We start from the raw sequence: 6,151 nt of genomic DNA, 5'->3' as shown, positions 1-6,151 counted from the left end.
ACAAACTTAATGGTTGTCAATCTTCGGGTATCTATTGTACATAGAAGCCCTATGATACTTCCTTCCGTTCCCCGCAATCTTATGATACGCGCCTCGCGCCTCGTACCGCTGTTCATGGCCTTCATGGTTATGGAGGCGACACACGGCAGTGCTTGGGCGGATACCCGCCAGGAGGCCCTGCGGGCGGTCTCCCATCTTCGCGACTCGGTTTTTGCACAGCAGATGCCGAACGATTTGAAGAGTGTGGAGGACACCTTTTCCCTGGCCGAACACCATCTACAGATGAATGAGCGGGATATGGCCGAGCGTTATTATCTGCTTACCATCCAAAAGGTGCGCGTCCTTCAATCCATGCTGCCCCCGGCACGGCCCGTAGAATCGACCGGAGAGACCAAACCGGATAACGTGCCGGCCACTTCGCCCTCTTCTGACCGGCATGAGGAGCCTTCACAACCCCCGCCGGTGGCGGAAGCCCCAAAGCCACAGACCGAACCGAGCCGGATACCCGTCATCCCGGAGCGGACGGTTGCTCCCGACGTAGTACGGCAGACGCCCCCTGTGCAGGACACCGATTGGCTCCATGACGACATCGTATCGGCAAAGGTCGTGGGAAACGCCAGCGTCTATACCGTTGTAAAGGGCGATACCCTGCGGCTGGTGGCGGCAAAACTGGGGGTCAGCCGTCAGCAACTCAGGACTATGAACAGGCTTGAAGCTAATGGTAGCCTCAGGATCGGCCAGCGCCTGAAGTACAACAACCGCAAGATCATCCCCCAGAGGATGAGGGAAGGCATTGTGGTCAATATCCCCGACCGCACCCTGTACTATTTCCGCCAGGGGAAACTGGTAACCTCCCTCCCCGTGGCCGTGGGCACGGGGAAGAAAAACGACAAGTTTGACTGGCAGACGCCGGTCGGCAAGTTCAAGGTGACGGGAAAACAGAAGGACCCTACCTGGCACGTCCCCCTGTCTATCCGCACGGAGATGGAGGAGGAAGGAAAAGAGGCCATTACCAGTATCCCCCCAGGCCCCGGCAACCCGTTGGGGAGGTACGCCATCAGGACGTCGATCCCGGGAATACTGATCCATAGTACCCTCAAACCCGCGTCCATATACGGCTTTGCCAGCCACGGCTGCATCAGGGTCTCGCCGCTCAGGATGGAGGAATTCTTCAAGGAGGTCAGGATCAACACCCCCGGTGAGATCATCTACAAACCGGTGAAGGTTGCCGTTACCGAACAGGGGCGGGTCCTTCTGGAGGTGCACCAGGATGTGTACAAGAAAGGTCTGAACCCTGATGTGGAGGCCAGGAGCCTCATCAGGAAATACCACTTGTCCGAACGTATCGACCGGGCCAAGATGGAGGCCGTTATTCGGCAACGGTCAGGCATTGCGGAGGACATTTCGCTCTGACGGGCTATTGAAAATCTCCGGCCAGGGCACGGCCCGTGACAATATAGAACAGCCCGTCGGGGACAGGTACGACCACTTATCCTATTTCTAAACGGCAAAAGGGGGCTTACGGCCCCCTTTTGCTGTTCCTCGTGAACAATACGATCCCACGCCGTCCGCGGCGACTACTCGGCCTTTGCCGCCCCGGCCGCCGCCGGCGCCGATGGATGGCCGGGCGCAACATCCCCCTCGCCATCGTAGACGGTCGGCTCGGTTCCCTTGACAAAACACTCCATGACCGCCCCAGGAGTCCCTTCCCGCGCCAGCTTACCGGTGCGGGGGTTGATCAGCACAAACGTGACATTCTCGGGTGCCTCGAAATCCTCGATGGGCATGGTCGCCGTAGCCTTTTTCATGAATTCCGCCCAGATGGGAGCCGCCGCCAGGCCGCCCGACCCGCCGGCACCCAGTGAGCGTTCCTGATCGTAGCCGACCCACACACCGGTCACCAGTTGGGGGATGTAGCCGACGAACCAGGCGTCCTTGCCCTCGTTCGTGGTGCCGGTCTTGCCTGCCACGGGACGCCCGATGATAGCGCGGGAACCGGTGCCGCTGGCAACGACGCTCTGCATCAGGTTGGTTATGACGTAAGATGTCTCCGGCGACATGACCGGAACCGGCGCCGGCGGCTGATTTTCCTGAAGCACGGTGCCGTCGCTGTCCGTAACCTTGGTAATGAAATACGGGGGGACCAGCGCCCCCTTGTTGGCAAACACCGAATAGGCCTCGGTCATCTCAAAGGGGGACACGGACGCGGCGCCCAGGGCCAGGGCCAGATTGGCGGGAATCTGGGAGGTGAAACCGAACTTTTTGGCGTAATCGGCTGCATACTGGGCGCCGATCTGTTCCATGATCTTGACGCTGACGATGTTAATGGAGTAGGTCAGCGCCTCGCGCATGGTCACCGGCCCGCGGAAAGTGTTGTCATAGTTTTTCGGTTTCCAGGTGCCGCCGGCGCCGTCCGGGTATTCCACCTCGGAATCCTCGATGATGGTGGCCGGGGTCAACCCCTTGTCCAGGGCCGCCGAATAGATGAACGGCTTGAAGGCCGAACCGGCGTTACGCTTGGCCTGGATGGCCCGATTGAACTGGCTTTTGCGGAAGTCGTAACCGCCGACCATCGCCTTGACCGCCCCGGTATGGGGATCAAGGGAGACCAATGCGGCCTGCACCGTGGGTGTCTGATCGAGGGCGAATTGCGCTCCCTCCTTGTTGACCTCCGGCGAAATCACCGATACTTCTATCACCGAGCCGAGGGTCAGGTGTTTATTCCCCTTCTCGGGTTTGCCGTAGTGATTGATCATCCCCAACCTGCCGGCCCAGGACATGTTCTTGCGGGAAAGGACCCCTTTACGGTCGCCGACCCTCACGATGGCCTCCCCCTTCTCGGGCACGAACCCCACCACGACCCCCTGGTAGCTCTCTCCGGTCTTGAGGACGGCGGAGTCGATCCCTTCCTCGACCTTGGCACAGAAACCGTCAACCTCGGATTCACCGAGGTACTTGACCGGCCCCCGGTATCCCTGGCGTTTGTCCACAGCCTTGAGGCCGTTCCTGAGGCTTTCATAGGCCGCCCGCTGCATCTCGGCGTTCATGGTGGTGTAGATCTTCAGCCCCCCCTTGTAGAGCTGGTCCTCCCCATACTTTTGCTCAAGCTGGATGCGCAGGTGCTCGAGGAAATAGGCCGACTGTTCGTTGTTGACCTTCTTCATGGAACGGATCTCGATCGGGGTCTTTCTGGCGTGGTCGGCCTCGGCGGTGGTGATGTAGCCCTCCTTCACCATCCGATCCAGGACATAGGCCTGCCGCTCACGGGCCTTATCCAGGTGTTTGATGGGAGAGTAGGCGTTGGGCGCCTTGGGAAGCCCGGCCAGCATCGCTATCTCGGCGAGGTTGAGTTGATCCACGTTTTTGCCGAAATAGGTTTCAGCCGCCACCTGGACGCCGTAGGCGCCCCCCCCCAGGTAGATCTGGTTCAGGTACAGATAGAGAATCTCATCCTTGGAGAGCTTTTCCTCCATGCGTTTGGCCAGGATGGCCTCTTTGATCTTGCGGGAAAACTTCTTTTCAGGCGTCAGCAGCATGGACTTGGTCACCTGCTGGGTGATGGTGGAGGCGCCTTCCTTCTTGCGCATGGAGAGCAGGTTCTTGAAGGCCGCCCGCACAATGCCCAGATAATCGATCCCCTTGTGCTGGTAAAAGCTGGAGTCTTCTGCCGCCACAAAAGCCTGGATCAGCTTGCGCGGCATCTTCTCCACCGGCACCACGATGCGCCGTTCCAGATAGAATTCTCCCACCAGGCTGCCGTCGTCGCCAAAGACCTGGGAGACGATGGGCGGCTTATAATCCGCCAGACGATCCACCCGAGGTAATCGCGCCATCAGATAAAATACGTATCCCGTCGCGCCGAGCAACGCCACGATGCACAGCGTGACGGCAAACAGCACGAGGGCGGATAGAGCGCCCCTGCCTTGGGTAGATGTAGATACCTTCCTGTCCATATTGCCTGACCCCCCGGCATGCCGCCGAAACTATCGCCCCGCTTTGCGCCGGTGTTTATTATAAAGTAAAATTTTGGTGCAATCTGTTTAAAATAGCCCATATCGTTACGGGAATTCAAGCATAATAACGAGACCATATTACCCTTGCCAAGCCCGGAAGAGTAGCTATAATCTGTCTGAATCCGTGATGCCGGAGTGGCGGATCGAACGACATGAACGGCACCGCCAGGAAACCTCCATGAAAATTCTTTCAAACCGCAGCGTCAACACCAAGTTCAACATCATAGCGGCCCTGCTCCTGGCAGCGCTGTTCCTTTCCCTGGCCTACAACAGCTACCGCAGGGAGCAGGCGCTCATCCTCGCAACGGCCGTGGATAACGCCCGCTCCATCGCGCGTCAGATCATCGAAACCCGGGACTACCTTTCCCAGAGCGTAACCAACGAACCGGAGCACAACTTCAACCTCGTACCCCAGGTGGCCGCCACCCAGATTGCCAAGCGGCTTACCAGCGGATCGCGCTACTATGTCCGCCAGGTATCGTTGCGCTACCGCAACCCCGACAACCGCCCCGACAGCTTCGAAGCCGCCCGGTTGACCTCCTTCCGGGATGTGAAGGCCCAGGAGGTCTGGCAGGTGGCGGATTACCGCGGCAAGAAGGCGCTACGCTATCTGCTGCCCATGAAGGCGGAACAATCCTGCCTGGCCTGCCACGGCAACTATGACAACGCGCCCCGCTTTGTCCGGGAGCGCTTTCCCCGGGGCCATTATTCCTACGACTACCATGTGGGCGAGGTGATCGGCGCGGTCTCCGTATCAGTGCCAATGGAGAGCCTGTACCACAAGGTCGGCGCCAACCTGGCATACGATCTCTTCTACGACGGTGCGGTCCTGCTCGCCTTCATCCTCATCAGCGGCTGGCTCATTCGTCGGACGATCCTGACGCCGGTCAAAACCGTTGCCGAGAGCATTGCCGACGTGGCCCGCACCGGGAATTTTTCCGAAAGGCTCGCGGAACGTGGAGACGACGAGATCGGTGAATTGATCGGATCGTTTAACGAACTGATGGCCGAACTGGACCGCAAGACGCTGCAACGAAAGGAATCGGAGGACCGCTACCGCAACTTCATCGAGATCGCCCAGTCCCCCATCGTCACCTTCGTGGGTGACGGCAAGATCGTCATCTCGAACCAGAAGGCGGAAAAGCTCTTCGGCCTGACCAAACAGGAACTGCTCGGCCAGCGCATCTTTGAATTCATGGAAAACGGGGATGACCTGCGAGTTGCGGTCGAGGCATATTTCAGTTCCGGCAGCAGTGATCTGATCGGCGCCACAACACGGCAAAAGGTGCGGGATGTGTGCGGCAGGCTGTTCGAGGTGGACATGGTCATCTCCGTCTCCCAGGCAGACCAGAACCCGATTTTCAGCGCCATACTCCGGCCGCTCAAGTAACAATTCCGGGAAAAGTGTCTGCCACAGAACCTCTGAGACACAGAGAAAATCAGGAGTAAGACAAGCAAAACAACAATGATTCTTGATGATGGTATTACAAAAATAGTTTTTTGTTTTTCTCTCTGTGTCTCTGTGCCTCTGTGGCGGATGTCAGCCTCTCTTGCCGGCAACCCGTGTTTCGCGTTTGAAGAGACGCGAATATCTGCTATAATCCCCCCATTATGATAGCAACCCCATTCTATCAACTGGCCATCTACGCCCTTGTCACCGTTGCCTTGATCGGGGTTTTGCTGCTGGCGGCCTGGTGGCTCGGTGCAAAACGCTCGTCGCCCGCCAAGGAGGCCCCCTACGAATCGGGAGTCCTGCCCACCGGCAGTGCCCGCCTGGCATGGCCGGTCCCCTTCTACCTGGTGGCAATCTTCTTCATCGTGTTCGACGTGGAGGCGGCCTTTATCTTCACGTGGGCCTCGGCCTGGGACCTGCTGGGTATTTCAGGCCTCACCCAGATCACGATTTTCATCCTCATCCTCGCCGCCGGGCTCCTCTGGCTCTGGCTCAAAGGAGGACTCGATTGGGGACCATCACGAGGGAGAAACGCAGATTTTTCGCAATCTCTGCGTAAGTCTTCGGAATAGTCAGGCCGTTAAAAAACCCAGGTTGTTCAAAAATAGTCAGATCGTCGCACCCGCAGAAGGCCCTGCGGAGGCGTAGCAGCGCTACGCCGCACAAAAGGGACTTCGAGGACGAA

General features: G+C 58.5%; 4 protein-coding genes. 3 read left to right on the top strand and 1 reads right to left on the bottom strand.

The window, feature by feature from the left end; all coding sequences use genetic code 11:
* The first annotated feature begins 51 nt into the window (after window positions 1–51).
* Window positions 52–1,413: a L,D-transpeptidase family protein gene (locus LDN12_RS16155; RefSeq protein ID WP_223923683.1), complete on the top strand. Its 1,362-nt coding sequence runs from the start codon at window positions 52–54 to the stop codon at window positions 1,411–1,413.
* Between the two features lie 164 nt (window positions 1,414–1,577).
* Here LDN12_RS16155 and LDN12_RS16150 read toward each other — a convergent pair whose 3' ends face one another.
* A complete protein-coding gene (locus tag LDN12_RS16150; protein WP_223923682.1) occupies window positions 1,578–3,953 on the bottom strand; it encodes a penicillin-binding protein 1A in 2,376 nt (791 codons plus the stop codon).
* Between the two features lie 238 nt (window positions 3,954–4,191).
* Between LDN12_RS16150 and LDN12_RS16145 the strand changes: the two genes are divergently transcribed.
* Window positions 4,192–5,403 carry a DUF3365 domain-containing protein gene (locus LDN12_RS16145; RefSeq protein WP_223923681.1) on the top strand — a complete coding sequence of 404 codons (1,212 nt, stop codon included), beginning with the start codon at window positions 4,192–4,194 and terminating at the stop codon, window positions 5,401–5,403.
* 221 nt (window positions 5,404–5,624) lie between these two features.
* A complete protein-coding gene (locus LDN12_RS16140) occupies window positions 5,625–6,038 on the top strand; it encodes an NADH-quinone oxidoreductase subunit A (RefSeq protein WP_223923680.1) in 414 nt (137 codons plus the stop codon).
* The last annotated feature ends 113 nt before the right edge of the window (window positions 6,039–6,151 follow it).

This window comes from Geobacter sp. AOG2 (assembly GCF_019972295.1).
Classification (GTDB): Bacteria; Desulfobacterota; Desulfuromonadia; order Geobacterales; family Pseudopelobacteraceae; genus Oryzomonas.
Note: the sequence above shows the minus strand (reverse complement) of the source record. Positions and strands in the feature narration are given on the sequence as shown.